The following is a 25,537-nucleotide window of genomic DNA, read 5'->3' as shown; positions in this document are numbered from 1 at the left end:
CACGACCCCTTTTTATGGTTCTTGTCAGGCGGCGCGCAGGGCGCGCTCCCGTTGGATGATTTCGGACGCCAGCCGCAGATAGGCCTGCGAGCCGGCACATTTGAGATCGTAGAGAAGGACCGGCTTGCCATGCGACGGCGCTTCCGACACGCGGACATTGCGCGGGATCATGGTCTCGTAAACCTTGTTGCCCATGAACTGGCGCACGTCGGCCACGACCTGACCGGACAGGTTGTTGCGCGGGTCGAACATGGTCAGAACCACACCGTGGATCGACAATTGCGGGTTCAGGGCCGAGCGGACCTGCTCGACGGTCTTGAGCAGCTGGCTGAGACCTTCCAGAGCGAAAAATTCGCATTGGAGTGGCACCAGAACGGCGTCTGCTGCGGTCAAGGCGTTAATGGTCAGGAGATTGAGCGAAGGCGGGCAATCGATCAGAATATAGGTAAAGGGATCGCTTACTTCTGACGTCATGAGGCTCTGGATGGCCGCCCTCAACCGATGCGCCCGGTCCCGCTCGCTGGCGATCTCCAGTTCGACCCCGAGAAGGTCGAGAGTCGATGGCGCCACGAACAGCCGCGGCACCACCGTCTCGGTGATCGCGCTGTCCAGCGACGCCTCGCCGGCCAGGACATGGTAGGTCGAGATGCTCCGGCTCTTGCGGTCGATGCCGAGCCCCGTCGAGGCGTTGCCCTGCGGGTCGAGGTCGATGATCAGCACCTTCTCGCCGATCGCGGCAAGGGCCGTGCCCAGATTGATGGCCGTCGTGGTCTTGCCGACACCACCCTTTTGGTTGGCGAGGACCAGAACGCGCGGCTTGGCCGGTCGCGCTCCTGGTTCGGATCCGCTGCGGTCGCTTGTCATGACAGGCTCTCAATGGAGGAAATGCGAAGGATCCTGGCTTCGGAATCGGTTCGGCTGGGCAGGACCTCGACAGCGAACTTCCATGATTTTCGGGCTTCGGTCAATTCGGCCTCCACATCGCGGCCCTTGGGGAAGAGGCCGATTGTCCCCGCTTTCAACAAAGGCGCTGTCCAGTCCAGCAAGGTGGCAAGGGAGGCCAGAGCACGGGCGGAGACCACGTCGGCTTTGCCGATGAAGGCTGGGACCACACTCTCCAGTCGCGCTTCGTGAACCGTGGCCTTGGCGCCGGTGAGGCGAACGATATGGCGAAGGAAGGCGCATTTGCGCGAATTGCTCTCGACCAGATGGACCTCGAGGCCACGCTCCTGCCCGGCGATCGCGAGGACCAGGCCCGGAAATCCGGCGCCTGATCCGAGGTCGAGCCACAGCTTGGCCTTGGGGGCGTATTCGAGAAGCTGGAGCGAATCGAGGATGTGCCGCTCCCAGATCCGGTCGAGCGTCCCGGGACCCACCAGGTTCTTGATGGCCTGCCAGCGCCGGAGCTCCCTTTCGAGAAGCGCCAGCTTCTCCGATGTTTCACGTGAAACATCGAACGGCTTCAGGAGATCGGCCACACCGACGGCGCCGGTCATGGTTTCAGACCCGAATCGACGTCGCGGCGCGGTTCTCCGTTCAACCGCTTCGCATGCGCCGCCAGTAAGGTCAGGGCCGCCGGAGTTACGCCTTCGATCCGGGCCGCCTGGCCAAGCGTCCGGGGCCGGACCCGGTCCAGCTTGGCCTTGATCTCGTTCGACAGGCCGGAAAGAGCCCGGAAGTCCAGACCTTCCTCCAGGACGACGCTCTCGTCCCGGCGATAGGCGGCAATATCGGCCTTCTGCCTGTCGAGATATACGGCATAGGTGGCATCGGTCTCGATCCGGTCGCGAATCGCTGGCGGGGTCGCCCCCAATTCGGGCCATACGGAAATCAGCTCCGGCCAACCGATCAGAGGATAAGAAAGCAACTGGTAGGCGCTGCGGCGGATGCCGTCCTGGTTCAATTCCAGCCCGCGGCGTGATGCCTCGACCGGCGTCACCGACAGGGCCCGAAGCTGCTCCGTGGCGCGGTGGAGTTGCTCCCGGCTGTCGCGATAATGAGCCGCGCGCGCCGTTCCGACACAACCGAGATCGAGACCTTTCTCGGTCAGCCGCTCATCCGCATTATCGACGCGCAAGCTCAGCCGGTACTCGGAGCGCGAGGTGAACATGCGATAGGGCTCACTGACGCCCTTGGTCACGAGATCGTCGATCAGCACGCCGATATAGGATTCGGCGCGATCGAAAACGGCGGCGTCCTGCCCCGCCGCACGGCGAGCGGCATTGAGGCCGGCTACCAGACCCTGGGCGGCCGCTTCCTCATAACCGGTCGTACCGTTGATCTGCCCGGCCAGGAACAGGCCGGTCACGGCCTTGGTCTCCAGCCCGGTCGTCAGGTTGCGGGGATCGACATAGTCGTACTCGATGGCATAGCCGGGCTGGAGCATGCGGACACGCTCGAGGCCGGGGATCACCGCAAGAAGTGCGAGTTGAACGTCCTCCGGCAGGGAGGTCGAGATCCCGTTCGGATACACCGTGATGTCGTCGAGCCCTTCCGGCTCAAGAAAGATCTGGTGCCCGTCGCGATCACCAAAGCGGACCACCTTGTCTTCGATGGATGGGCAGTAGCGTGGACCCGTGCTCTGAATATCGCCCGAATACATCGGCGCCCGGTGGAGATTGGCGCGAATGAGATCATGTCCAGCCGCCGACGTGCGGGTGATGCCGCATTCGATCTGCGGCGTGGTGATCCGCGTCGTCAGGGCCGAGAAGGGCACCGGCTCGTCGTCCGCCGCCTGCTTGTCGACCCCGGACCAGTCGATCGTCCGTCCATCCAGGCGCGGCGGCGTTCCGGTCTTCAGGCGGCCGAGAGTGACGCCGAGGCGCTGGAATGTCTTCGACAACCCGAGAGCGGGCCCCTCGCCCATGCGCCCGGCTGGAATCTTGCGCTCGCCGATATGGATCAGGCCGGACAGGAACGTTCCGGTGGTCAGCACGACGGCCGCGGCCGGCAGGACACGACCATCGGCCAGCCGCACGCTCGTCACCCGGCCGTTCTCGATCGCGAGATCGTCGACCTCGCCCTCGATGATCGCGAGATTGGCCGTGGCCGCCAATTCCGCCTGCATGGCGCGGGCATAGAGCTTACGGTCGGCCTGGGTGCGCGGGCCGCGAACGGCCGGGCCCTTGCGCCGGTTCAGCAGGCGGAACTGAATTCCGGCCTGGTCGGCAATCCTGCCCATGACGCCGTCGAGGGCATCGATCTCACGAACCAGGTGACCCTTGCCAAGCCCCCCGATGGCCGGATTGCACGACATCGCGCCGATCGTCGCCGTTTTGTGGGTCACGAGGGCCGTGCGCGCGCCCAGGCGCGCGGCCGCTGCCGCGGCCTCCGCTCCGGCATGGCCCCCGCCGACCACGATGACATCGAAATGGCTCATGTGCTTCTCCAGAGGAGGGCTCTAGGACGTCCGTCACCGGAGGTCAAAAGGGCAAATTGTTTCACGTGAAACATCGCGAACGATCCACCGCATCCCACAGCTTGCCCACATCTTCTCAGACAGCTTTTCAGGTGATTCTCCAAGCCCCCTGCACCGGGCACTGACAGTCGCAGATATGGTTTCCGCGCCCTATTTCCCAATGCAGAAGCTGGAAAACAGCCGGTCGAGAACCTCTTCCACGTCGACCCGTCCGGTGATCTCGCCGAAGGCGCGGGCCGCGAGGCGCACCTCCTCGGCGACAAGCTCGAGCGGACCCTGCCGCACAAGCAAATCAACCGCCGCCCTGATCGAGGCCTGCGCCCGCTCCAGGGCCCGTCTGTGGCGCTCCCGGGTCAGGAGAGCGTCCGCCTCGCCGAGAACGGCATTGGCCTCGAGGCCGAGCCGGTCGATCAATTCGCGCATCCCCTCCCCTGTGGCCGCGGAAACGACCAGGTCGCAATCGCGACGGTTCGGATTCAAATCCGCCTTCGTGCCAACCCGGAGCACCTGTCGTGCGGCGGGAGGATGGTCTTCGGTCCCTTCGGGAGGAACCAGCCAGAGCACGAGATCGGCCTTGGCCGCGCGCGCCCGGGCTCGGGCCACGCCTTCGCGCTCGATCTCATCGTCGCTCTCCCGCAGTCCCGCCGTGTCCACGACGGCGACCGGCAGGCCGCCGAGGTCGCAATGAACCTCCAGCACGTCCCGGGTCGTTCCCGGGATCGGCGACACGATCGCCACGTCCCTCCGCGCCAGGGCGTTCAGAAGGGTGGATTTGCCGGCATTCGGCGGCCCGGCGAGCACGACGGTCAGCCCCTCCCGCAGCCGCTCGCCGCTGCGGTTCGCCAGAACCTGCGCGAGGGAGGCCTCCATCCCCTCGAGGCGCTCGATCACCGTCCGTTCCAGCCCTTCCGGCACGTCGCCCTCATCGGAGAAGTCCAGGCTGGCCTCGAGCAGCGCGAGCGCTGCAAGAATATCTTCCCGCCACCTCTCCGCGGCATCTCCGAGGCGGCCCTCCAGCTGCGACAGGGCCTGCCGGCGCTGCGCCTCCGTCTCGGCGTCGATCAGGTCGGCAAGGCCCTCGACCCGGCTGAGATCCATCCGCCCGTTCAGGAAGGCCCTCCGGGTGAACTCGCCCGCCTCGGCAGGCCGGCAACCGGGAAGCGAGCCGAGGGCCTTCAGCACCGCCGAGCGGGTTGCGAGGCCTCCGTGGACATGAAGTTCGGCCTGATCCTCGCCCGTGAAGCTCTCCGGTCCCGGCATCCAGGCAACCAGGGCCTCGTCGAGCGCCGCGCCCTCGCCATCGCGAACGGTGCGCAGGGCCAGCCGCCGGGGAGCGGGAAGCCCTCCGCCAATCGTTTCGAGAATGAATCGACTCTGCCCGCCGCTGATGCGGATGACGCAGATAGCCGCTCGACCATAACCCGAAGCCGGTGCGAAGATGGTGTCGTCCGAGCGCATGACCATGAACCTTGATGGACTGAAAGCTTTAAGGCCTGGAGCCTCCCTTTCGGTTCAGCTCCACATCGTACGGCCCAGCCAGCGGAGACGCACCCCATGAACCGCCTGAAGGACGCCAGCTCTCCCTATCTCCTGCAGCACAGGGACAACCCTGTCCATTGGTGGGAATGGGGACCCGAGGCCCTCGCCGAGGCGCGCCGGCTTCAGAGGCCGGTGCTGATCTCCATCGGCTATGCCGCCTGCCACTGGTGTCACGTGATGGCCCACGAGAGTTTCGAGGACCCCGCTGTGGCCGCGGTCATGAACGACCTCTTCGTCAATATCAAGGTGGATCGGGAGGAACGGCCCGACGTGGACCACCTCTATATGAGCGCCCTCCATCTTCTCGGCGAGCAGGGCGGGTGGCCGCTCACCATGTTCCTGACACCGGAGGGCGAGCCGTTCTGGGGCGGAACCTATTTTCCGAAGGAGCCGCGCTTCGGACGGCCCGGCTTCGTCCAGGTCCTGCGCGAGATTTCCCGCATCTACCAAGCCGAGCCCGAGAGGGTCGCCAAGAACGCGGCCGCGCTCAAGCAGCATCTGGCGCAGGCGGCCGGCACCGAGGGCGAAGGGCTGACGCTGTCCGATCTCGACGACCTCGGAGCACGGCTCGTCGCGGTCATGGATCCGGTCAACGGAGGCCTGCAGGGGGCGCCGAAATTTCCCAATCCGCCGATCCTCGAATATCTCCTCCGCTATGCCCATCGCGGCGGCAACCACCACGCCCGCCAGAGTTTCCTGTTGTCGCTCGAGCGCATGGCCCTGGGGGGCATCCACGATCATCTCGGCGGCGGCTTTGCCCGCTATGCGGTCGATGAGCGGTGGCTCGTGCCCCATTTCGAGAAGATGCTCTACGACAATGCCCAGCTCCTGGAGCTCTATGCCCTCGCCTTCGCGGAAACCGGCCGCCCCCTGTTCAGGGACGCGGCAGAGGGGATCGTCCTCTGGCTCGAGCGGGAGATGGTCATGCCGGACGGCGCCTTCGCCTCGAGCCTCGACGCGGATTCGGAGGGCGAGGAAGGGCTCTTCTATGTCTGGAGTCTCGACGAGATCCGGCAGATCCTCGGCGACGACGCCGATCTCTTCGCCAAGATCTACGATGTCACGGCGGAGGGAAACTGGGAGGGCCGCACGATCCTCAACCGCCTCCTGTCGGAGGAGGCCCCACCAGCCGTCGAACAGCGGCTGGCTCCTCTAAGGGCCAAGCTGCTGGACCAGCGGGCGAGCCGCGTCCGTCCCGGTCTCGACGACAAGGTGCTGGCGGACTGGAACGGGCTCATGATCGCAGCCCTCGTGCGCGCGGCCCCGATTCTCGACCGGCCGGACTGGATCCAGCTGGCGGCAAGAGCCTACCGGTTCGTGCGGGAGACGATGAGCCGTGACGATCGGCTCGGTCACTCCTGGCGAAGCGGTTCGCTCATCTATCCGGGCTTCGCCCTCGACCATGCCGCCATGATGCGGGCGGCGCTCGCCCTGTTCGAGGCGACGAGGGACGATGCCTATCGGGAGGACGCGCTGCGATGGCGCGACGTCCTGGCGGCGGAGTTCACCGTCCCGGAGACGGGCCTTCTCGCGATGACCGCGGCGGAGGCGGATCCGCTCATGGTCCGCCCCCAACCGAGCCACGACGATGCGGTGCCCAATGCCAACGGCGTGTTTGCCGAGGCCCTGGTCCGGCTGGCGCAGATCACGGGGCGTGCCGAGGACCGGGACCGGGCGGAAGCGGTTCTGGCCCGGCTTGGCGCCGTCGCCGCCGCCGCACCCCTCGGTCACACCTCGATCCTCAATGCCCTCGACCTTCACCTCAGGGGCCTGAGCATCCTCGTCACGGGCGACGGATCGGAGGCCCTGCGCGCCGCGGCCCTGCGCCTGCCCTATCTCGAACGCAGCCTCCATGAAGACGGGAAAGAAGAAACCCTGGAGGAAAGCCATCCGGCCAAGGCCCTCGCTGCAGCCGACGGCGAGGCGAAAGCCCTCGTCTGCGCCGGCATGCGCTGCTCGCTGCCTGTCCGCGATCCGGACGGCCTGGCAGCCCAGGCCCGGTCGATGCTGGCCTCCTCGGCGGCTGAGCATGTCTGACATCCGGACAGGGCCGGATAGTCCTCCGACGGCCGGAGCCCGCAGGCGACGGTCGCGGGCATTGACCATCCCGGCCGTCAAGCCGCCTGGACGACCGGCGGGACAGACTCGCAGCGACGGATGAAATCGGCGACAGAGCGGCCGATCGGCTCGGGGTGATCCTCCTGAAGGTAGTGGGCGCCGGGCCCGAGATGAATCAGATCGCAGCGCTTCAGGCGGGCCGCGAAGGACGCCGCGAAGGACGGGGAGACCAGAGCTCCCGGATCACCCACGAAAAGGAGCTTCGGGTAGGCGGACGCCGCCAGCGCGTCGTGAGCCTCCGTCAGCAGGGCATGGACGTCGGCCGGCGTGCCCGCGATCGGCAGCTCGTTCGGCAGCCGCCAGGTCGGGACGCGGGAGGCGGAGTCGGGGAAAGGTTCGCGGTAAGCCGCCATTTCGGCTTCGCTCAGGCGGCGCTTGACCGATCCGGGCAGAATGCGCTCGACGAAGGCGTTGTCCTCCAGGATCATTCTTTCGCCCTCCCCCGGGGTCCGAAATTTCCGGAAGGTCTCGCGCGCCGCCGGAACCTGATGGAAATCGTCCCAGCCCGCCATGGGGCGGATGAACTCCATGAAGGCGAGGCCGCGGATCATCTCGGGCCGGCGCGCCGCCAGATGAAAGGCCAGGGCGGTTCCCCAGTCCTGGGCCACCAGATAGGCCGATTCGATCCCGGCTGCTGCGATGAAAGCATCGAGATAGCGCACATGGTCGATGAACCGGTACGCGATGGCGGGCTTGCCGGACTGGCCGAACCCGATGAGATCGGGCGCGATGCAGCGCGCCACCGGGGCGACATGGGGAATGATGTCGCGCCAGATGAAGGAAGAGGTCGGGTTGCCGTGCAGGAACAGCACGGCCGGCGCCTCGATGGATCCCGCTTCCCGGAAGGCCATATACGAATCCAGGGTCGGGAGGCGGGGCAGCGTGATGTCGGTCATGTCGGCTCCTTGAACACGGTCTGGAACGCGATGGATTTGAAGCGCTCGAGGGCCGCCGGGCTCCGCTCGACTTTCATGCGCAGGATCGCGCCCTGCCACGAAGCGAGAAGGAATTCCGCGAGATCCTCGGGCGGAATGGTCGAAACGAGGTCCCCCGAGGCCTGGGCTTCGGCGATGCAGGCGGCGAAGGGAGAGCGCCATTCGCGGAAAATCTCGTCCAGGCGCAGCCGCAGCCTCTCGCTGTGGGAGGACGCTTCGAGGCTGAGGTCACCGATCAGGCAGCCCCGGCTGTACTCGTCCGCCTCGAGACGACTGGTGATAAGGTCGAGGTAATGCCGGAGCCGGTCGCGAGGTGGGAGGCCGCGGTTCTCCAGGGCTTGCGCCACAAGACCGCGGACATGCGCGAAATAGCGTTCGAGCACCTCCTCCGCGAAAGCCTCCTTCGACCGGAAATGGTTGGTGAAGGAGCCTTGCGGAGCGTTGGCCTCGGCAACGATGTCGCGGATCCCGGAGCCGTTGTAGCCCTGGCGGAACATGACGCGCAGACCGGCGTCGAGAATGTCTTCACGGAGAGATCGCTTTGCCATTGCGGCATAATACGTACGAACGTATTAAAATCAAGCCCCGTCACCGGGGCATGTCGACAGCTCGAAGCCAACGCACAAGACACAGGCTGAGACAACGCCCCGCCAGCCTGAAATGGCAAGCCTCCAGGCGCAAATCTCCCCAAGTCGCGCAATGGCATGGCAACATGCCCGTTCCCGCGACGCCGGGCTGAGGCTCCGGCCATGGGGACAGGAGGGAACCGGCGATGTTTCTGTTTTTCTCGAACCGCCTCGGCTGCCTGGGATCGCTCCTGATCTCCGCTGTCCTGACCCTCGTGGTGCTGGCGCTTCTCGGGGTCGTGCGCCTGTGACGGCCGCCGAACCAAAGGCGAACTCCAGCCCGAACGAAAAAAGCCCCACCCTCGGGGTCGAGGATGGGGCTCTCGGAATCAGTCCCGACGCTCTGTCAGGTATTCATGGATTCGAAGAACTCGGCGTTGGACTTGGTCTGCCGGAGCTTGTCGAGCAGGAACTCGATGGCGTCCACCGTGCCCATCGGATTGAGGATGCGGCGGAGCACATACATCTTCTTGAGCGTGTCGGCGGGAACCAGCAGTTCTTCCTTGCGGGTGCCGGAGCGGGTGATGTCGATGGCCGGGAAGGTGCGCTTGTCGGCGACCTTGCGGTCAAGGATGATTTCCGAGTTGCCGGTGCCCTTGAACTCTTCGAAGATCACCTCGTCCATGCGCGAGCCGGTATCGATGAGCGCCGTCGCGATGATGGTGAGCGAGCCCCCCTCCTCGATGTTGCGCGCTGCGCCGAAGAAGCGCTTCGGACGCTGCAGGGCGTTGGCGTCGACACCGCCGGTCAGCACCTTGCCGGACGACGGCACCACCGTGTTGTAGGCACGGCCGAGGCGGGTGATCGAATCGAGCAGGATGACCACGTCGCGGCCGTGCTCCACGAGGCGCTTGGCCTTCTCGATCACCATTTCGGCCACCTGCACGTGACGGGAGGCGGGCTCGTCGAAGGTGGAGGCGACGACCTCGCCCTTCACCGAGCGCTGCATGTCGGTCACTTCCTCCGGCCGCTCGTCGATGAGCAGCACGATCAGGTAGCATTCCGGATGGTTGGTGGTGATCGATTGCGCCACGTTCTGCATCAGCACCGTCTTACCGGTGCGCGGCGGCGCGACGATCAGGGCGCGCTGGCCCTTGCCGATGGGCGAGACAATGTCGATGACGCGGGAGGAATAATCCTTGCGGGTCGGATCGTCGATCTCGAGCTTGAAGCGCTCGGAGGGGAAGAGCGGCGTCAGGTTGTCGAAATGGACCTTGTGCCGGATCTTCTCGGGATCCTCGAAATTGATGGTGTTGACCTTGAGCAGCGCGAAATAGCGCTCGCCCTCCTTGGGGCCGCGGATCGGGCCGTCCACCGTGTCGCCGGTGCGCAGGCCGAAGCGGCGGATCTGCGACGGGGAGACATAGATGTCGTCCGGGCCCGGCAGGTAGTTCGAATCGGCCGAGCGCAGGAAGCCGAAGCCGTCCTGGAGCACCTCGACGACGCCAGCGCCGATGATCTCGACATCGCGGGCGGCGAGCTGCTTGAGGATGGCGAACATGAGCTCCTGCTTGCGCATGGTGCTCGCGTTCTCGACCTCGAGCTCCTCGGCGAAGGCGATCAACTCGGTCGGGGTCTTGGATTTCAGGTCTTGAAGTTTGATTTCCCTCATCGGGGAACACTCTCACGGTAGGATTTCGCGGCCAGGACACGTGACCGCGCGGGAGATTAAGGGGAACGTTCGACAGGGCCGCCCAGTTCACGAAGTGTGACTTGAAGAGCCTTGAGGCCCGGTGCGGCGCAACCTGTCTTGAGGGGAAGAGAACTCTTCTCTACCTCTTTTCCGGCCGGGTCTCAAGCCCCACGACGGACTAGACCGGAAGATTTAAAACGGCTTCACGATGACGAGGATGACGATGACGATCATCAGGACCGTCGGAACCTCGTTAATCATACGGTAGAATTTCGCCGGACGCACGTTCTTGTCGGCGGCGAAGACCTTGACCGTCTTCGACAGGAAGCCGTGGACCCCGGAGAGGATCAGCACCAGCAGGAACTTGGCGTGGAACCAGCCGGCGGTGTACCAGCCGCCCTGCCAGACCAGGATCAGCCCGAGGATCCAGGTCGCGATCATGGCCGGATTGATGATCGCCTTGAGCAGGCGCCGCTCCATGATCTTGAAGGTTTCCGACTGGATCGATCCCTTCTGGGTCTCGCTGTGGTAGACGAACAGGCGCGGCAGATAGAGCATTCCCGCCATCCAGCTGATGACGGCGATCACGTGACATGCCTTGATCCAGAAATAATATTCCATGTCAGGCTCCCCGGACGCGGGCGATCAGCTGCGACACGTGATCGATCGGGGTTTCGGGAACGATCCCGTGCCCGAGATTGAAGATGTGCGGGCGGCCGCGCACGGCCGAGAGGATATGATCGATCCCCTGGCGCAACGGATCTCCGCCGGCCACGAGGGCCAGGGGGTCGAGGTTTCCCTGGGTCGCCACCCCTCCGGGAAGCTGGGGCAGCACCAGGGCCGGATCGAGGGTCCAGTCGAGGGCGAGCGCATCCCCCACCCCGGCCGCGGCGAAGCGGTGGAGATGGGCGCCTCCTCCACGGACGAAGACGATGGTCTTCGCATCCGGCCGCGCCTCCTTCAGCCCTGTGACCATCCGGCGGATCGGGTCGAGGGAGAGCCGGTCGAAGAGCGCCGGAGGAAGGGCGGAGCCGAAGCTCTCGAAGATCTGCACCGCTTCGGCGCCGGCATCGACCTGGCGGATGAGATAGGCGGTGGAGGCGCGAACCAGGATGTCGATGAGCCGGTCCATGAAGTCCGGGTCGCGATAGGCGGTCAGTCGCGCCGGCGCCTGGTCCGGAGTGCCCTTGCCGGCGATCATGTAGCTCGCCACCGTGAAGGGCGCGCCGCAGAAGCCGAGGAGGGTCGTCTCCTTCGGCAGGGACTTGCCGAGCCGGTCGAGGGTCTCGAAGACCGGCGAGAGACGGTCCAGGGGGAGCTCCTCGGCGAGCCGGGCGAGATCGGCGGCAGAGGTGACCGGGTCAAGCTTCGGCCCCTCGTTCTCGACGAAGCGCACATCCTGGCCGAGAGCATGGGGAATGACGAGGATGTCGGAGAACAGGATGGCGGCGTCGAAGCCGAAGCGGCGGATCGGCTGAAGGGTCACCTCCTCGGCGAGCTTCGGCGTGTAGCAGAGGTCGAGGAAGGAGCCCGCCTGTTTTCGGGTCTCGCGGTACTCCGGCAGATAGCGACCGGCCTGGCGCATGATCCAGACCGGCAGAGGCCAGACCGGCTCGCCGTCGAGAACACGCAGAATCGGTTTGGTGGGACGCTCGCTCACAAGACCTCTCTAACTACTTAAATTCTTTGAATCGAGAATCTGTTGTTTCTCTTGGGCCGTGAATCGTAAAGCCGCAAGCCCGTCCACAAGCGGTCCACATGGGCGCTGGCGTTAACGATCCGTTTACGAGTGGGGCAGAGCCGCCACAATCCTTTCCGAATTCTTAAAGCTTAACAGATCCCTAACGGGATTGCCGGTCGTCCGGAGGCATCGGCCATGGGTGATTCGTGCCGGATTCTCCCATGACTCCGATTCCGGGACCCCACATTCAGGAGCGCTGTTGACGATCGGAGCGATAACCCACAGGCCCCCGTGCTGGACCTTGGAAGCCGCGCGAACTATCCACACTCATCGACTCCTTATCCGGAGGCTCCTGTGGGACGCAGCTACTTCCATCTCCACCTCGTCTCCGATTCCACCGGCGAGACCCTGATCACCGTCGCGCGTGCCGCGGTGGCGCAATACGAGGGCATCGCTGCAATCGAGCACGTCTATCCCCTCGTGCGCTCCAACACGCAGCTGGAGCGGGTCCTGTCCGAGATCGAAGCCGCGCCCGGCATCGTCCTCTACACCCTCGTCGAGCAGGACCTGGCGGGCCGTCTCGAGGAGGTCTGCCGCACCACCGGATCGCCTCACCTCTCCGTGCTCGCGCCGGTCCATGCCCTGCTGCAATCCTATCTCGGTGCCCATTCCACCGCGCGTCCCGGGGCGCAGCACATGCTCAACGCGGAGTATTTCAAGCGCATCGATGCCATGAACTTCACCCTCCTCCACGACGACGGGCACCTGCCCCACGACCTGGAGGAGGCGGACGTGATCCTGCTCGGCGTCAGCCGCACCTCGAAGACCCCGACGGCGATCTATCTCGCCAATCGCGGCATGAAGACCGCCAACGTGCCGCTCGTCCCCGGCGTGCCGCCGCCCCAGGTCCTGGAATCGACGCGCAAACCGCTCATCGTCGGTCTCGTGGCGACGCCGGAACGCATCGTGCAGATCCGGCAGAACCGGCTCCTCAGCCTCAATGCCGACGATGACACCGCCTATGTGGACCGGGATGCGGTGGCGGAGGAGATCGCGGCCTCGCGCCGGCTCTTCGCCCGCCACAACTGGCCGACCATCGACGTGACGCGGCGCTCCATCGAGGAGACCGCCGCGGCGATCCTCGACCTTTACCGCGACCATCGTCTGCGCTTCATCGCGGAATAGCCCGATGGCATCTCCCTGGATCGCAGATTCGCCGCTGCTTCTCGCCTCGACGAGCCGGACGAGATTGCTGCTTCTCGTCGGCGCCGGCCTGCCGGTCGAGACCCAGAACCCCGAGGTCGACGAACGCGCCGTCGAAACGGCGGCGCGCACGGAAAAGCTCGGTCCGCCCCAACTCGCACTCCGCCTCGCCGCGGAGAAGGCCCTCGCCGTCAGCCGGCGGAACCCGGACCGCCTGGTGCTCGGCGCGGATCAGGTGCTCGACTGCGAGGGCGAGGTCCTTCACAAGCCGGCCGACCGGACGGCGGCCCGTGAGCATCTGGAGCGCCTCGCGGGGCGATCCCATGCCCTCCATTCCGCGGCGGTGCTGGCGCAGAACGGCATGGTCGTCGAAACCATCCTCGACAGTGCCCGCCTCGTCATGCGCGGTTTGGACGGAAACGCCATCGACCGCTATCTCGATCTCGCCGGACCGGAGGTGTGGCTCAGCGTCGGCGCCTATCAGCTCGAGGGTCTCGGCATCCATCTGTTCGAAAGCGTGGAAGGCGATCACTCGACCATCCTGGGACTGCCCCTGATCCCCCTCCTCGCGGCGCTGCGGCGTCGCGGGCATCTGTCGTTTTGAGGACGTTCATGACCAAGGCCTTCATCGTCGGACATCCGATCAGGCATTCACGCTCGCCGCTGATCCACAATCACTGGATCGCGGCGCACGGGCTCGAGGGCTCCTATGAACGCCTCGACGTGACCCCGGCCGAGTTTCCGGCCTTCGTGCGCAGCTTTGCCGCCCGGGGCTTCGCCGGTGGAAATGTCACGCTCCCGCACAAGGAAGCCGCCTATCTCGCGGTCGACCGCAGGACCGAGCGGGCCGAAAGGCTGAAGGCCGTCAATACTTTATGGGTGGAGGATGGCCTCGTCTGGGGCGACAATACGGACGTGCTCGGCTTCATGGCCCATCTCGACCAGAGCCTGGGGAAAGGCTGGGAGCAGGCTGTGGACACCGCCCTCGTCATCGGCGCCGGCGGCGCGGCGCGGGCCATCGTCGCCGGGCTGCAGGATCGGCCGGTCGGGCGAATCCTGGTCGCGAACCGCACCCTCTCCAAGGCCGAGGAGCTGGTCCGGGACCTCGCCGGAGGCGGCGTCGCGCTCGAAGCCCTGCCCTGGGAGAGGATCGCCGGCGCCATCGGCACCTGCGATCTCATCGTCAACACCACCTCTCTCGGCATGGCGGGACAGCCGCCCCTCGACCTCGATCTGGCTGCGGCCCGCCCCGGCGCCGCGGTGGCGGATATCGTCTATGTTCCCCTGATGACGCCGCTTCTCGCCGCCGCCCGGGCGCGGGGATTGCGCGTCGTCGACGGGCTCGGGATGCTGCTCCATCAGGCCGTGCCCGGCTTTGCCCGCTGGTTCGGTGTCACGCCCGCCGTCACGCCCGCCCTGCGGGCCCTGATCGTGGCCGACCTCGAGGAGAAGAGATGACCTTTGTCCTGGGACTGACCGGCTCCATCGGGATGGGCAAATCGGCCACGGCCGCCCTCTTCCGGAAGCTCGCCGCGCCGGTGCACGACGCGGATGCCGCCGTCCATGCGCTCTATCGCGGTCGCGCCGCGCCGCTGATCGGGAAGGCCTTTCCCGGGACGGTGGTCGATGGCATCGTCGATCGCGCCCGCCTCGCCGCCGCGGTGCTCGACGATCCGGCGCGGATGAAGGAGCTCGAGGCCATCGTCCATCCCCTGGTGCGGGAGGAGGAGGAAGCCTTCTTCGAGAGAATCTCGCCCCTGACGCCGGTCGCGGTGCTCGACATCCCGCTCCTGTTCGAGACCGGAGGCGAGGGCCGCTGCGATGCGGTCGTGGTCGTCACGGCCCCGGCCGCGGTCCAGCGCGAGCGGGTCCTGTCCCGGCCCGGAATGACGGAGGAGAAATTTAACGCGATCCTGGCAAGGCAGATGCCCGATTCCGAAAAACGGGCGAGAGCCCATTTCCTTGTTGATACCGGCCGCGGCTTCGCTTCGGCCGAGGCCCAGGTCCGGGCTATCCTGGCCTGCCTCGCCGGCAGGCCGGGGCGCGTCCGGCGCCGAGCGGAGTTTTGATCGTGCGTGAAATCGTTCTGGATACGGAAACCACCGGCACCGATCCCGCCAAGGGCGACCGGGTCGTCGAGATCGGCTGCGTCGAGCTGTTCAACCACATCCCGACAGGCCGCTTCTACCATGTCTATATCAATCCCGAGCGGGCGATGTCGGAAGGCGCCTTCGCGGTCCATGGGCTGAGCGACCAGTTTCTCGCCGACAAGCCGGTTTTTGCCGCCATCGTCGAGGAATTCATGGAATTCGTGGGTGACGGGCGCCTGGTGATCCACAACGCCGCCTTCGATGTCGGCTTCCTCAACGCCGAGCTCTCGCGGACCGGCCACAGGCCCTTCTCCCTGGCCGACGCGATCGATACCCTGTCGATGGCGCGACGGAAGCATCCCGGCGCTGCCAACAATCTCGACGCACTCTGTTCCCGCTACGGCATCGACAATTCCAAGCGCACCAAGCACGGGGCGCTGCTCGACGCGGAAATCCTGGCCGAGGTCTATATCGAGCTGATCGGCGGCAAGCAGGTCGGGTTCGATCTCGACATGCAGCCGGCCGCGGGGCGCTTCGGCTTCGACCCCAGAACGGGAGCGGCCGCGCCCCGGGAGGCACGGCCGCGAACCACGATTCTGCGTCTCACCGATGCGGAACGAGCGGCCCACGAGGCCTTTATCAAGACCCTGGGCGGAACGCCGCTCTGGCGGGACTACCTCGACGAGGCTCCCGCCGAATAGGCGGGGTCCGGGCGCCCTTCCCTTAGGAAAGGATCTGGCCGCCCGCCTGGCCCTGGGCCTGGACCTCGGCGGCGCGCTGGCGATAGAGCGCCACGAAGTCGATCGGATCGATATAGAGGGGCGGGAAGCCGCCGTTGCGCACGGCCTCGGCGACGATCTGCCGGGCGAAGGGGAACAGCAGGCGCGGGCACTCGATCATCACCACGGGATGGATCTGGTCCTGCGGGATGTTCTGCACCCGGAACACGCCGGAATAGGTCAGCTCGAAGGCGAAGAGCACGTCCTTGCCGCCGACCTTGGCGTCGCCTTCGAGGGTCAGGTCGACCTCGAAATCGGCTTCCGCGAGCTGCTTGGCGTTGACGTTCACCTGCAGGTTGATCTGCGGGCCTTCGTTCTGGGGTTGAAGGGAGCGCGGCGCGTTCGGGTTCTCGAAGGAGAAATCCTTGCAGTACTGGGCGAGCGCGTTGAGCGAGGGCATGCTGCCGTCCTGCGCTCCGTTGTTTGCCGGGTTGTCGGCCATGTTGTGATGCTCCCAAGAGAAGAGTCGGCGAGATTTGTCGGTTGAACCCACAGGATGCGCTTCACGAAAGCGCCAGATCGCCAGCGGGCCGTGGATCTTCGCGCTACCATGCTTCACTCTCACGAACAAGTTTGAGCTGTTTGAGGCTGCTTGTCCCATCGGGAGGTGGATGTTACGACCCTCTGACCCCATATGCGAAGGATGTCCCTTCGTTCGGCGGGGACATGAGCCTGGAAAAGACAAGCCGGGTATAACAAGCTGAGCGGGCAGGCCCTCAACGGATCGACGATGCAGGATTCCTTCGACATCACGACCCTCATATTCATCGTACTCGCAGTCTTCGTGGTCTGGCGCCTGAGATCGGTGCTGGGCCAGAAGACGGGCAACGAACAACCGCCCTTCGATCCCCTCGCCCGTCGCGACGCGCCGATGCGGTCCGGCGCCCCCAAGACCGACCAGGACAACAACGTGGTCCGTCTGCCCGCCAACGGCGCCCGGCCGCCGGAGCCGGCGACGCCCCCGGCCGAACGCTGGAAAGAATATGCCGAGGCCGGGACGCCGATGGCGAACAGCCTCGACGAAATCGCCCGGGCCGAGCCCAGCTTCGATGCCGGGACCTTCCTCGAGGGCGCCAAGGCCGCCTATGAGATGATCGTCACCGCCTTTGCGCAGGGCGACCGCAAGACCCTCAAGGATCTCCTGTCCAAGGACGTCTACGACGGCTTCGAGCGCGCCATCACCGAGCGCGAGCGCCGCGGCGAGAAGGTGGAGAGCACCTTCGTCTCCATCGACAAGGCCGAGATGGCCGGCGCCGAGGTCCAGGGCAAGACGGGCCAGATCGTGGTGCGCTTCCTCTCGAAGCTCATCACCGCCACCCGCGATGCCTCGGGAGCGGTGGTGGACGGGAGCCCGGACACGGTCGTCGACGTCACCGACGTGTGGACCTTCTCGCGGACTCTCGGAAGCCGGGATCCCAATTGGCTGCTGATTGCCACCGAATCGGGACAATGAGGCATGCCGGATCGTTCTGTCTCGGCCTGTTCTGCTGGATCCTGACCATGTCTGCCCCGGAGGCCACGCCGAAGCTCGCCGGCAAGGCGAGGCTCGAACCTCTGGCGTTTTCCGACCTCGCGGGCTGGGCGCAGGACGACCATGCGGCGGCCTTCGAGACGTTCCGCCGCTCCTGCCGGACCCTCGTCGCTCAGGCGGCGGAGCTGCGCCCGGCGCAGAGGGCGCAGGCCCCTCTCGTCGCCGTCTGCCGCAGCGCGCTCGAGGCCGGATCCCTGCCCGCCGCCGCGGCGAGGCGCTTTTTCGAGACGCATTTCCAGCCTTTCGCCGTGGCGCCCCTGGAAGGCGCCGGTTTTCTCACCGGATATTATGAACCCGAGTTCCATGGCTCGCGGACGAAAGACGCCGTCCATACGGTGCCCCTCCTTGCCCGGCCGGACGATCTCGTCACGATTCCGCAGGGTGAAACCCTCCCCGGCCTCGATCCCGGTTTCCAGGCGGCGCGGCGCACGGCGAAGGGCTACGAGCCCTATCCCGACCGCGCCGCCATCGAGGACGGCGCTCTCGGCGACCGGGCAAGGCCGGTCGTGTACCTGCGCGAACCGGGCGAAGCGTTCATCATCCATGTCCAGGGCTCGGCCCGGATCCGTCTCGCCGACGGTTCGTCCATGCGCGTGGCCTACGCTGGGCGCAATGGCCGGCCCTATACCTCCATCGGCCGCCTGCTGGTGCAGCAGGGCGTCATGGACCTGGAGACCATGACGCTGGAGAAGCTCATGGACTGGCTGAAGGAGCATCCCGGCCCCGCCCGCGATCTCATGCGGCAGAACCGCTCCTACATCTTCTTCCGCGAGGCCGACGAGCTGGCGGCGGAGGACGGTCCGATCGGCGGCGCCGGCGTGCCGCTGACCCCCGGACGCAGCCTTGCGGTCGACCGCTCCCTCTGGGCCTACGGCCTGCCCTTCTGGCTCGAGGGACAGATGCCCCTGGCGCTCGACCGCGCGGAGCCCCTCCAGCGCCTCATGATTGCCCAGGATACCGGTTCCGCCATCGTCGGCCCGGCCCGGGGCGACTTCTATGTCGGCACCGGCGCGGAAGCCGGCACCCGCGCCGGGCTTCTGCGCCATCCGGTGCGCTTCGTGGTTCTGCAGCCCAAAACCTCGTCATGACCCGCCGCCGTCGCTCCCGCCAGCTCAATGCCGAGGAGCGCCGGCTCTGGGCGCACGTGGTCCGCGGCGTCGCGCCCATGAAGGGCAAGATCCTGCCCGAGCCGGAAGAGGACAGCGTCAAGGCCACCGAGACCGGCGCGGAGGCTCTCCCGCAACCGCCCGCCCCGCCTCCCGCGCCGGCCCGCCGGCCCGCGCTGCCGCCCCTCGCCCCCATGGAGCGCAAGACACTCCAGGCCCTGCGGCGCGGCACGAAGGCGGTGGACGGGATCATCGATCTGCACGGCATGCGGCAGGATGAGGCGCACGGGGCCCTGCTGCGCTTCCTCCACCGGTCGCAGGGCTCGGGCCATTCCCTCGTCCTGGTCATCACCGGCAAGGGTGGCGCCAGCACCGGCGGGCTCTTCGAGGAGCGGGGCGTCCTGCGCCGGATGGTGCCGCACTGGCTGCGGCTGCCCGACCTCAGATCTCTTGTGGTTGGCTTCGAGGAGGCCTCTCCCCAACACGGCGGATCCGGTGCACTCTATATCCGGCTTCGCCGCAGGCGAGGCGCAGGATGAACGGATGACTCCCTTCGGTGAACGGGTGCGGCACCTCCGCCGCCAGCGCGGCCTGATGTTGAAGGACATGGCCGCCCATCTGGGCGTTTCGAGCGCCTATCTCTCGGCCCTGGAGCGCGGGGAACGCGGCAAGCCCACCTGGACGCTGATCCAGGGCGTTCTGCAGTATTTCAACATCATCTGGGACGAGGCCGACGAACTGATCCGACTCGCCGATCTCTCGGATCCCCGGGTCAGGATCGATACCTCCGGCACCCATGCCCAGGCGACCCTGCTCGCCAACCGCCTGGCGCGGGAGGTCGGCAACCTGTCCGAGGACGAGGTCGACGAGATTCTCGCGGTGCTCGACCAGGCCCAGGACAGACACCGGCGCGCCCTCGCCTTCGCCGAAAAGTCCCTCGAGGCCGAACAATCCGCGCCGTCCTTCTAGCGCGCTGGACACTCCGCCGGCTTGGAACGGGCGCTCCCGATGTCGTATCGCACCGCTTTTCGCGCGGAGCCGGTTCCCACCTTCCCGCATGTCGCTCCGGCCGGCCGAAAACGCCCCGAGGCTTGACCGCCGCGCCGCCGGATGCGAAAGCGCCCCTTTCCCATCAAGCGCTGGTCATCCATGTCCCATCCCCGCATCGACGTGCTCACGCTCGGCAACGCCATCGTTGACGTGCTCGCCCATACGGACGAGGCTTTCCTCCTCCAGAAGAACGTCCACAAGGGCGCCATGCAGCTCATCGACGAGGCGCGGGCGGAAGAGCTCTATGGGGACATGGGACCCGCCATCGTGGTCTCCGGGGGCTCCGCGGCCAACACCGCCGCCGGCATCGCCTCGCTCGGGGTTAAGGCGGGCTTCATCGGCAAGGTGAAGAACGACGAGACGGGCCGCCATTTCGCCCACGATCTCAAGGCCATCGACGTGCATTACGACGTCGCCTTCGCGGAGGACGGCCCTGCCACGGCGCGCAGCTTCATCCTGGTGACGCCGGACGGCGAGCGCACCATGAACACCTATCTCGGCGCCTGCCAGAACCTGACGCCCGAGGATATCCGCCCCGAGACCGTGCAGGCCTCCGCCTACGTCTACCTCGAAGGCTATCTCTGGGATCCGCCGGCGGCGAAGGAGGCCTTCCGCAAGGCCGTGAAGATTGCCCACCATGCCGGGAACAAGGTGGCGCTGACCCTCTCCGACGCCTTCTGCGTCGACCGCTACCGGGACGAGTTCCTCGGCCTCATGCGCGACGGCAGCCTCGACATCCTATTCGCCAACATCCATGAATTGCAGAGCCTCTATGGCACCTCCGACGCCAACAGCGCCCTCGCGGCCCTGCGCGAGGAGAAGGTTTTGGGCGTCGTGACCCGCTCGGCCGAGGGCGCGATGATCGTCAGCCGGGGCGAGACGCGGGCCGTGCCCGCCTTCCCCGTGGAACGGGTGATCGACACCACGGGCGCGGGCGACCTCTTCGCCGCGGGTTTCCTTGCCGGCCTCGCCAAGGAGCTCGATCTGGTGGATTGCGCCCGCCTCGGCGGCCTTGCCGCCGCCGAGATCATCAGCCATCTCGGCGCCCGTCCGCAGGCGAGCCTGCGCGATCTGGCGCGGCAGGAAGGGCTGTTGAGCTGAATTCAGGCCGCCGTCCCGGTCTCTCCGGGGATGGCGGAGAGGTCGAGGCCTCTCTCACCCGCCCGTCCGCCCGAACCAGAGGCTGATCAGGGCCGCCAGGGCCACGAGCACCAGGAAGCCGTTCAGGACGACGAGCAGGAAGGGCGGGATCCGGCGCACGTCCGGCACGGGCGGCGGCGCGCCCACGAAGACCTGGCGCCAGACCGCCGCTGCGAAGCAGAACGCACTGAAGAGAACGAGAAGCGTCCCGGTCCCGGTGACCAGCCAGTCCGGAACGACTCCTTCGAGGAGTTTCTTCGCACCGATGCCCGAGGCGAGCGCCGCGAGCCCGGTGCGCACCCAGGCCGCATAGGTGCGCTCGGCCGCGAAGACCGTCCGGTCCGCCGCCAGCTCCGTGCGCCGGTCGGCGCTGTCCTTGAGCTGGACGGTCGCCTTGGCCGTCTTCTGCGCGGCGACCTGCGTGTTCTCGGCCGCCTCCTGGGTCTGCTCGGCGCTGCGCTCGATCTGCTTCTCAATCGGTTGGGTGGCCATGCATCCTCCATGAAGCGGAGGAGGAACGCGCGAGATGGCGGAAAGATCGCGTCCCTAAAGTCGCCGCAGCGCCACGGTCTCGATCCGGTGGCTGGCGCCTTTCTTGAGGATCAGGCTGGCGCGCTGCCGGGTCGGCACGATGTTCTCGCGCAGGTTGACGAGGTTGATGCGGTTCCAAAGCCCGTCGGCGACGGTGATAGCCTCGCCCTCCGCCAGTTCCGCGTAGCGGCGGAAATAGGAGAGCGGATCGCGGAAGGCCGTGTGGCGCAGGCGCAGGAACCGGTTCACGTACCAGCGGTGCAGATCCTCCTCCTCGGCGTCGATATAGACCGAGAAGTCGAAGAAGTCGGACACGAAGGGGATCGCCGCGCCATCCTTGGGCATGCGCGCGGGCTGGAGCACGTTGAGGCCCTCGACGATGAGGATGTCGGGACGGTCGACGACCGTCTCCTCGCCCGGCACAACGTCATAGACGAGGTGGGAATAGAGCGGCGCGCGGACATTGCGCTTGCCGGCCTTGATGTCGGCGAGGAAATGCAGCAGCGCGCCGGTGTCGTAGCTCTCCGGAAAGCCCTTGCGCTCCATCAGCCCGAGCCGGGTCAGCTCCGCGTTGGGCAGGAGAAAGCCGTCCGTGGTGACGAGATCGACCTTCGGGGTGTTGGGCCAGCGGGCGAGGAGCGCCTTGAGCACGCGGGCCGTGGTGGATTTTCCAACCGCCACCGAGCCCGCGACGCCGATGATGTAGGGGACCTTGGGCTCCTTCTCGGCCAGAAGGAAGCGCTGCGTCGCCTTGAACAGCCCCTGTGTCGCGGCGACGTAGAGGGAGAGCAGGCGCGACAGCGGCAGATAGATCGCGGCGACCTCGTCCAGCGAGATCGGATCGTTGAGGGATTGCAGCTGCAGGACTTCTTCGGCGGTCAGGGTCATCGGCGCGTCGGCACGCAGCTTCGCCCATTCGTCCCGCGTGAAGACGCGGTAGGGGGAGAGGTTGTCCTCGTCGAAGGACACCGCGTTGCGCTGATCCATGAAAGTCCCCTTTCGGGTTGAGGGCCTGCCGGTTTCAGTCCTTGCGCGCGGCCTTCTCGGCCAGCCCCGATTGTGCGGTGCGGCGCTCCAGTTCCGCCATCACGTCACTTAGCGGAATGCGCGCGCCCTGCAACACGACCAAAAGATGATACAGCACGTCGGCCGCTTCCGCCGTGAGGTTCGCCCGGTCCTGCAGCACGGCCGCGAGCGCCGCCTCGACCGCCTCCTCGCCGAGCTTCTTCGCTGCCTTGGCCGGGCCGTCCGCCAGAAGCTTGGCCGTATAGGATTCCGATGGCGGCGCCGCGGCGCGTGTCGCGACGATGCGCGCGAGGTCATCGAGGGTGAAGGTGGTCATCGCTTCGGTCCCCATCGTCTAGGCCGCCTTGTCCAGCCGCACCTTGAGCCCGGCCTTCGCCATGGAATCCTTCGCCTCGGCGATCGTGTGGGTGCCGAAATGGAAGATCGAGGCGGCGAGCACGGCGCTGGCATGGCCGTCGCGGATGCCCTCGACCAGATGGTCAAGAGTGCCGACGCCTCCGGACGCGATCACCGGCACGGACACCGCATCCGAGATGGCGCGGATCAGGGCGAGATCGTAGCCGCCCTTGGTGCCGTCGCGGTCCATCGAGGTGACGAGCAGCTCTCCTGCCCCGAGCTCCGCGACCTTTTTGGCGAAAGCGATCGCATCGATGCCGGTAGCATTGCGGCCGCCATGGGTGAAGATCTCCCAGCGCGGCTCCTCGCCCTCCCCCGACACCTTCTTGGCGTCGATGGCGACCACGATGCATTGATTGCCGAATTTCTCCGCCGCTTCGCGGACGAATTCCGGGTTCTTCACCGCGGCCGTATTGATCGACACCTTGTCGGCCCCGGCGAGCAGGAGCCTGCGGATGTCGTCGACCGTCCGAACGCCGCCGCCGACGGTGAGCGGCATGAAACACGCCTCCGCCGTCCGGGTGACCACGTCGAGCAGGATGCCGCGTGCCTCGTGGCTCGCGGTGATATCGAGGAAGCAGAGCTCGTCGGCCCCGGCCGCGTCATAGGCCTTGGCGGCCTCCACCGGATCGCCCGCATCGCGGAGGTCCACGAACTGGACGCCCTTGACGACGCGGCCGTCCTTGACGTCGAGGCAGGGAATGAGGCGGACCTTCAGCATCAGGCATTCTCCCTGCGCGCCGTCCGCAGCAGTGCCAGGGCCTGGTCCGCGTCGATGCGCCCGTCATAGAGGGCGCGGCCCGAGATCGCGCCGCCGAGAATGGCGCAGTCGGGCTGCGTGAGCCTCTCGATATCGGCCATGGAGCCGAGACCGCCCGAGGCGATGACCGGAATTTTCACCGCGCGGGCCAGGGCCAGGGTCATGGGCATGTTGAGCCCCTTCAAGATCCCGTCGCGGGAGATGTCGGTGTAGATGATCGCCGCGACGCCCGCATCCTCGAAGCGGCGGCCGAGCTCCTCGGCGGTCAGGGTCGAGGTCTGCGCCCAGCCCTCCACCGCCACGAGCCCGTCCTTGGCATCGATGCCGACCGCCACCTTGCCGGGATGGAGCCGGGCGGCCTCGCGCACGAAGGCGGGATCGCGCACGGCGGCCGTTCCGATGATGACCCGGGCGACGCCCTTGGCGAGCCAGCCCTCCACCGTCTTCATGTCGCGGATGCCGCCCCCGAGCTGCACCGGAATCCGGATGCGTTTGAGAATCGCCTCCACGGCGGCGGCATTCATGGGCTTGCCGGCGAAGGCGCCGTCGAGATCGACCACGTGCAGCCATTCGAAGCCCTGGCGCTCGAAGGTCGCCGCCTGGGCCGCCGGATCGTCGTTGAACACGGTCGCCTGGTCCATGTCGCCCTGGATGAGACGGACGCAACGGCCCTCCTTCAGGTCGATGGCAGGAAAGAGAATCACGGGCGCCACCTCAAAAAATTGGCGATGAGCCTGAGGCCGAGGGCCTGGCTCTTCTCGGGATGAAACTGGGTGCCGACGACATTGTCCCTGGCGATGATGGCCGTGACCGGCCCGCCGTAATCGACGGTGGCGACCACGTCGTCCGGGTCCGCGGGCGAGAATGCGTAAGAGTGGACGAAATAGGCATGCAGTCCGTCGGGGCCGGTGGGAATGCCCTCCAGCACCGGGTGGGCCCTGTGCCGGTCGAGGGTATTCCAGCCCATATGGGGGATCTTCAGGGCGGGATCGCTCGGCACGATCGCCTTCACATCGCCGTGGATCCAGTCGAGCCCCGGCGTGGTGACGTATTCGAGGCCGCGGCTCGCCATGAGCTGCATGCCGACGCAGATGCCGAGGAAGGGATGGCCCTCCTCCCGCACGCGGCGGTTCAGGGCCTCGACCATGCCGGGCACGCCGTCGAGGCCGCGCCGGCAATCGGCGAAGGCGCCGACGCCCGGCAGCACGATCCGGTCGGCCCTGGCGACGGCAGCCGGATCCGAGCTGACCTCGATCCTGTCCGCCAGCCCCGCCTCCCGCGCCGCGCGCTCGAAGGCCTTTGCGGCGGAGTGCAGGTTGCCGGACCCGTAATCGACGATCACCACGCTCACCGGGGACGCTCCGCATCGGGAAACAGGCCGATCACCGGCTCCGCGCCCGGACGGGGGCGGATGGTCGGCGACATCGGCGAAGAAGGGGTTCGGAACGGCGCCGCCTGCTGCAGCAGCCAGCGGGCGAAGGTCTTGGCTTCCGCCTCGTCCCGGTCGGAGGCCGTCACCACGTCGACGGCCGGCCGGCCATGGCGCTCATAGGTCCAGCGCCAGAGGCTGTTGGCCTCGAGGCCGATCAGGATCTGCAGGAGCAGCTCCGCCGCGAAGCGGGCCGCCGGATGCACGCCCAGAAGATTGAATGCCACGTTCAGGGCGACGAGGACCAGCAGGACGAGGATCCCGGCCAGCCACAGCCGATGGTAGAAGAACCAGAGGAAGGTGAAGATGAAGGCGCCCCAGGAGAAGCCGTCCTTCACGATTTCCGCCTCGTCCAATGCCTCCGGGTCGCCCGGTCGCGCATCACGCGCGAGATGCAGAGTATAGGTCGTCATGACACGATCCTTGAGAAGCCTTGTCCGTCGGGGCTTTTGCCGGCGGATATGGCAATCACGGGTCTCTTGCACGGTCTCTTGGAAAACCGAGAGACCGAAGATCTAGAGCATCGGACCCGAAAGTGGATTGCAC

28 protein-coding genes are annotated in these 25,537 nt (G+C 66.6%); 11 read left to right on the top strand and 17 right to left on the bottom strand.

Features of this window, described 5'->3' with window-relative positions; all coding sequences use genetic code 11:
- Positions 1-24 precede the first annotated feature (24 nt).
- From AC522E_RS20365 to mnmE, 4 genes are all read right to left on the bottom strand, one after another.
- Positions 25-864 carry a ParA family protein gene (locus AC522E_RS20365; protein WP_500748043.1) on the bottom strand — a complete coding sequence of 280 codons (840 nt, stop codon included), beginning with the start codon at positions 862-864 and terminating at the stop codon, positions 25-27.
- Entirely contained in the window at positions 861-1,496 is a 636-nt protein-coding gene (gene rsmG / locus AC522E_RS20360) for a 16S rRNA (guanine(527)-N(7))-methyltransferase RsmG (RefSeq protein WP_500748042.1), read from the bottom strand. Before rsmG ends, AC522E_RS20365 begins: the two co-directional genes overlap by 4 nt.
- Entirely contained in the window at positions 1,493-3,379 is a 1,887-nt protein-coding gene (mnmG, locus tag AC522E_RS20355) for a tRNA uridine-5-carboxymethylaminomethyl(34) synthesis enzyme MnmG (protein WP_500748041.1), read from the bottom strand. The genes rsmG and mnmG overlap by 4 nt, the downstream gene beginning before the upstream one ends.
- Before the next feature lie 189 nt (positions 3,380-3,568).
- Complete coding sequence (gene mnmE / locus AC522E_RS20350; RefSeq protein WP_500748040.1) at positions 3,569-4,876, bottom strand: tRNA uridine-5-carboxymethylaminomethyl(34) synthesis GTPase MnmE; 1,308 nt, start codon at positions 4,874-4,876, stop codon at positions 3,569-3,571.
- A 96-nt stretch (positions 4,877-4,972) separates the two neighbouring features.
- On the opposite strand from mnmE, the gene AC522E_RS20345 reads away from it, so the two are divergent.
- Positions 4,973-6,994 carry a thioredoxin domain-containing protein gene (locus AC522E_RS20345; RefSeq protein WP_500748039.1) on the top strand — a complete coding sequence of 674 codons (2,022 nt, stop codon included), beginning with the start codon at positions 4,973-4,975 and terminating at the stop codon, positions 6,992-6,994.
- Positions 6,995-7,071: 77 nt separating this feature from the next.
- On the opposite strand, the gene AC522E_RS20340 is transcribed toward AC522E_RS20345, so the two are convergent.
- From AC522E_RS20340 to hemE, 5 genes are all read right to left on the bottom strand, one after another.
- On the bottom strand, positions 7,072-7,971 hold the full coding sequence (locus tag AC522E_RS20340; RefSeq protein WP_500748038.1) for a haloalkane dehalogenase: 900 nt from the start codon (positions 7,969-7,971) through the stop codon (positions 7,072-7,074).
- Positions 7,968-8,558 carry a TetR/AcrR family transcriptional regulator gene (locus AC522E_RS20335; protein ID WP_500748037.1) on the bottom strand — a complete coding sequence of 197 codons (591 nt, stop codon included), beginning with the start codon at positions 8,556-8,558 and terminating at the stop codon, positions 7,968-7,970. Before AC522E_RS20335 ends, AC522E_RS20340 begins: the two co-directional genes overlap by 4 nt.
- Positions 8,559-8,982: 424 nt before the next feature.
- Positions 8,983-10,248: a transcription termination factor Rho gene (gene rho, locus AC522E_RS20330; protein WP_500748036.1), complete on the bottom strand. Its 1,266-nt coding sequence runs from the start codon at positions 10,246-10,248 to the stop codon at positions 8,983-8,985.
- 213 nt (positions 10,249-10,461) lie between these two features.
- Complete coding sequence (gene hemJ / locus AC522E_RS20325) at positions 10,462-10,890, bottom strand: protoporphyrinogen oxidase HemJ (protein WP_500748035.1); 429 nt, start codon at positions 10,888-10,890, stop codon at positions 10,462-10,464.
- Position 10,891: 1 nt separating this feature from the next.
- Positions 10,892-11,929: a uroporphyrinogen decarboxylase gene (gene hemE / locus AC522E_RS20320; RefSeq protein WP_500748034.1), complete on the bottom strand. Its 1,038-nt coding sequence runs from the start codon at positions 11,927-11,929 to the stop codon at positions 10,892-10,894.
- A 375-nt stretch (positions 11,930-12,304) separates the two neighbouring features.
- On the opposite strand from hemE, the gene AC522E_RS20315 reads away from it, so the two are divergent.
- Genes AC522E_RS20315 through dnaQ form a run of 5 tightly spaced genes read left to right on the top strand, consistent with a single transcriptional unit; the run spans position 12,305 to position 15,944 of the window.
- Positions 12,305-13,135, top strand: coding sequence for a pyruvate, water dikinase regulatory protein (locus AC522E_RS20315; protein ID WP_500748033.1), 831 nt, complete (start codon positions 12,305-12,307; stop codon positions 13,133-13,135).
- 4 nt (positions 13,136-13,139) lie between these two features.
- Complete coding sequence (locus tag AC522E_RS20310; RefSeq protein ID WP_500748032.1) at positions 13,140-13,757, top strand: Maf family protein; 618 nt, start codon at positions 13,140-13,142, stop codon at positions 13,755-13,757.
- An 8-nt stretch (positions 13,758-13,765) separates the two neighbouring features.
- Positions 13,766-14,611 (top strand): shikimate dehydrogenase, encoded by an 846-nt coding sequence (locus AC522E_RS20305; protein ID WP_500748031.1) that lies wholly within the window; start codon positions 13,766-13,768, stop codon positions 14,609-14,611.
- Positions 14,608-15,222 (top strand): dephospho-CoA kinase, encoded by a 615-nt coding sequence (gene coaE, locus AC522E_RS20300; RefSeq protein WP_500748030.1) that lies wholly within the window; start codon positions 14,608-14,610, stop codon positions 15,220-15,222. The genes AC522E_RS20305 and coaE overlap by 4 nt, the downstream gene beginning before the upstream one ends.
- Positions 15,222-15,944, top strand: coding sequence for a DNA polymerase III subunit epsilon (gene dnaQ / locus AC522E_RS20295; protein ID WP_500750787.1), 723 nt, complete (start codon positions 15,222-15,224; stop codon positions 15,942-15,944). Before coaE ends, dnaQ begins: the two co-directional genes overlap by 1 nt.
- A gap of 22 nt (positions 15,945-15,966) precedes the next feature.
- Here dnaQ and secB read toward each other — a convergent pair whose 3' ends face one another.
- Positions 15,967-16,464 (bottom strand): protein-export chaperone SecB, encoded by a 498-nt coding sequence (secB, locus tag AC522E_RS20290; protein WP_500748029.1) that lies wholly within the window; start codon positions 16,462-16,464, stop codon positions 15,967-15,969.
- Positions 16,465-16,752: 288 nt separating this feature from the next.
- Here secB and AC522E_RS20285 point away from each other — a divergent pair, with 288 nt between their 5' ends.
- From AC522E_RS20285 to AC522E_RS20265, 5 genes are all read left to right on the top strand, one after another.
- Positions 16,753-17,475 carry a Tim44/TimA family putative adaptor protein gene (locus AC522E_RS20285; RefSeq protein WP_500748028.1) on the top strand — a complete coding sequence of 241 codons (723 nt, stop codon included), beginning with the start codon at positions 16,753-16,755 and terminating at the stop codon, positions 17,473-17,475.
- Positions 17,476-17,522: 47 nt separating this feature from the next.
- The gene (gene mltA, locus AC522E_RS20280) at positions 17,523-18,641 is read left to right on the top strand and encodes a murein transglycosylase A (protein ID WP_500748027.1); all 1,119 of its coding nucleotides are present in this window, start codon (positions 17,523-17,525) and stop codon (positions 18,639-18,641) included.
- On the top strand, positions 18,638-19,198 hold the full coding sequence (locus tag AC522E_RS20275; RefSeq protein ID WP_500748026.1) for a Smr/MutS family protein: 561 nt from the start codon (positions 18,638-18,640) through the stop codon (positions 19,196-19,198). Before mltA ends, AC522E_RS20275 begins: the two co-directional genes overlap by 4 nt.
- A 4-nt stretch (positions 19,199-19,202) precedes the next feature.
- Positions 19,203-19,628, top strand: a complete 426-nt coding sequence (locus tag AC522E_RS20270; protein WP_500748025.1) for a helix-turn-helix domain-containing protein — start codon at positions 19,203-19,205, stop codon at positions 19,626-19,628.
- Positions 19,629-19,808: 180 nt separating this feature from the next.
- The gene (locus AC522E_RS20265; protein WP_500748024.1) at positions 19,809-20,810 is read left to right on the top strand and encodes an adenosine kinase; all 1,002 of its coding nucleotides are present in this window, start codon (positions 19,809-19,811) and stop codon (positions 20,808-20,810) included.
- A gap of 54 nt (positions 20,811-20,864) precedes the next feature.
- Here AC522E_RS20265 and AC522E_RS20260 read toward each other — a convergent pair whose 3' ends face one another.
- The 7 genes from AC522E_RS20260 to AC522E_RS20230 are packed head-to-tail and all read right to left on the bottom strand — an operon-like array spanning position 20,865 to position 25,404.
- On the bottom strand, positions 20,865-21,341 hold the full coding sequence (locus AC522E_RS20260; protein WP_500748023.1) for a YidH family protein: 477 nt from the start codon (positions 21,339-21,341) through the stop codon (positions 20,865-20,867).
- Positions 21,342-21,395: 54 nt separating this feature from the next.
- Positions 21,396-22,367 carry a type I pantothenate kinase gene (gene coaA / locus AC522E_RS20255; RefSeq protein WP_500748022.1) on the bottom strand — a complete coding sequence of 324 codons (972 nt, stop codon included), beginning with the start codon at positions 22,365-22,367 and terminating at the stop codon, positions 21,396-21,398.
- Between the two features lie 34 nt (positions 22,368-22,401).
- On the bottom strand, positions 22,402-22,722 hold the full coding sequence (locus AC522E_RS20250) for a phosphoribosyl-ATP diphosphatase (RefSeq protein WP_500748021.1): 321 nt from the start codon (positions 22,720-22,722) through the stop codon (positions 22,402-22,404).
- Positions 22,723-22,740: 18 nt separating this feature from the next.
- On the bottom strand, positions 22,741-23,523 hold the full coding sequence (hisF, locus tag AC522E_RS20245) for an imidazole glycerol phosphate synthase subunit HisF (protein ID WP_500748020.1): 783 nt from the start codon (positions 23,521-23,523) through the stop codon (positions 22,741-22,743).
- Positions 23,523-24,275: a 1-(5-phosphoribosyl)-5-[(5-phosphoribosylamino)methylideneamino]imidazole-4-carboxamide isomerase gene (gene hisA, locus AC522E_RS20240; RefSeq protein ID WP_500748019.1), complete on the bottom strand. Its 753-nt coding sequence runs from the start codon at positions 24,273-24,275 to the stop codon at positions 23,523-23,525. Before hisA ends, hisF begins: the two co-directional genes overlap by 1 nt.
- Positions 24,263-24,913 carry an imidazole glycerol phosphate synthase subunit HisH gene (hisH, locus tag AC522E_RS20235; RefSeq protein ID WP_500748018.1) on the bottom strand — a complete coding sequence of 217 codons (651 nt, stop codon included), beginning with the start codon at positions 24,911-24,913 and terminating at the stop codon, positions 24,263-24,265. Before hisH ends, hisA begins: the two co-directional genes overlap by 13 nt.
- Positions 24,910-25,404 carry a DUF2628 domain-containing protein gene (locus tag AC522E_RS20230; protein ID WP_500748017.1) on the bottom strand — a complete coding sequence of 165 codons (495 nt, stop codon included), beginning with the start codon at positions 25,402-25,404 and terminating at the stop codon, positions 24,910-24,912. The genes hisH and AC522E_RS20230 overlap by 4 nt, the downstream gene beginning before the upstream one ends.
- Positions 25,405-25,537 lie beyond the last annotated feature (133 nt).

It is taken from the genome of Microvirga sp. BF8 (genome assembly GCF_059888585.1).
The sequence above is the reverse complement of the archived record's forward strand: the minus strand, read 5'-3'. Positions and strand labels throughout refer to the sequence as shown.

Bases quoted from the DNA above. Each gene is read 5' to 3' on its own strand.
- rsmG (WP_500748042.1), bottom strand. From the start codon at position 1,496: ATGACCGGCGCCGTCGGTGTGGCCGATCTCCTGAAGCCGTTCGATGTT.
- coaE (WP_500748030.1), top strand. From the start codon at position 14,608: ATGACCTTTGTCCTGGGACTGACCGGCTCCATCGGGATGGGCAAATCG.
- mnmE (WP_500748040.1), bottom strand. From the start codon at position 4,876: ATGCGCTCGGACGACACCATCTTCGCACCGGCTTCGGGTTATGGTCGA.
- AC522E_RS20230 (WP_500748017.1), bottom strand. From the start codon at position 25,404: ATGACGACCTATACTCTGCATCTCGCGCGTGATGCGCGACCGGGCGAC.
- coaA (WP_500748022.1), bottom strand. From the start codon at position 22,367: ATGGATCAGCGCAACGCGGTGTCCTTCGACGAGGACAACCTCTCCCCC.
- AC522E_RS20275 (WP_500748026.1), top strand. From the start codon at position 18,638: ATGACCCGCCGCCGTCGCTCCCGCCAGCTCAATGCCGAGGAGCGCCGG.
- AC522E_RS20340 (WP_500748038.1), bottom strand. From the start codon at position 7,971: ATGACCGACATCACGCTGCCCCGCCTCCCGACCCTGGATTCGTATATG.
- rho (WP_500748036.1), bottom strand. From the start codon at position 10,248: ATGAGGGAAATCAAACTTCAAGACCTGAAATCCAAGACCCCGACCGAG.
- hisF (WP_500748020.1), bottom strand. From the start codon at position 23,523: ATGCTGAAGGTCCGCCTCATTCCCTGCCTCGACGTCAAGGACGGCCGC.
- AC522E_RS20305 (WP_500748031.1), top strand. From the start codon at position 13,766: ATGACCAAGGCCTTCATCGTCGGACATCCGATCAGGCATTCACGCTCG.
- AC522E_RS20310 (WP_500748032.1), top strand. From the start codon at position 13,140: ATGGCATCTCCCTGGATCGCAGATTCGCCGCTGCTTCTCGCCTCGACG.
- AC522E_RS20250 (WP_500748021.1), bottom strand. From the start codon at position 22,722: ATGACCACCTTCACCCTCGATGACCTCGCGCGCATCGTCGCGACACGC.
- AC522E_RS20365 (WP_500748043.1), bottom strand. From the start codon at position 864: ATGACAAGCGACCGCAGCGGATCCGAACCAGGAGCGCGACCGGCCAAG.
- secB (WP_500748029.1), bottom strand. From the start codon at position 16,464: ATGGCCGACAACCCGGCAAACAACGGAGCGCAGGACGGCAGCATGCCC.
- AC522E_RS20270 (WP_500748025.1), top strand. From the start codon at position 19,203: ATGACTCCCTTCGGTGAACGGGTGCGGCACCTCCGCCGCCAGCGCGGC.
- mltA (WP_500748027.1), top strand. From the start codon at position 17,523: ATGTCTGCCCCGGAGGCCACGCCGAAGCTCGCCGGCAAGGCGAGGCTC.
- AC522E_RS20285 (WP_500748028.1), top strand. From the start codon at position 16,753: ATGCAGGATTCCTTCGACATCACGACCCTCATATTCATCGTACTCGCA.
- AC522E_RS20335 (WP_500748037.1), bottom strand. From the start codon at position 8,558: ATGGCAAAGCGATCTCTCCGTGAAGACATTCTCGACGCCGGTCTGCGC.
- AC522E_RS20265 (WP_500748024.1), top strand. From the start codon at position 19,809: ATGTCCCATCCCCGCATCGACGTGCTCACGCTCGGCAACGCCATCGTT.
- AC522E_RS20260 (WP_500748023.1), bottom strand. From the start codon at position 21,341: ATGGCCACCCAACCGATTGAGAAGCAGATCGAGCGCAGCGCCGAGCAG.
- mnmG (WP_500748041.1), bottom strand. From the start codon at position 3,379: ATGAGCCATTTCGATGTCATCGTGGTCGGCGGGGGCCATGCCGGAGCG.
- hemJ (WP_500748035.1), bottom strand. From the start codon at position 10,890: ATGGAATATTATTTCTGGATCAAGGCATGTCACGTGATCGCCGTCATC.
- AC522E_RS20345 (WP_500748039.1), top strand. From the start codon at position 4,973: ATGAACCGCCTGAAGGACGCCAGCTCTCCCTATCTCCTGCAGCACAGG.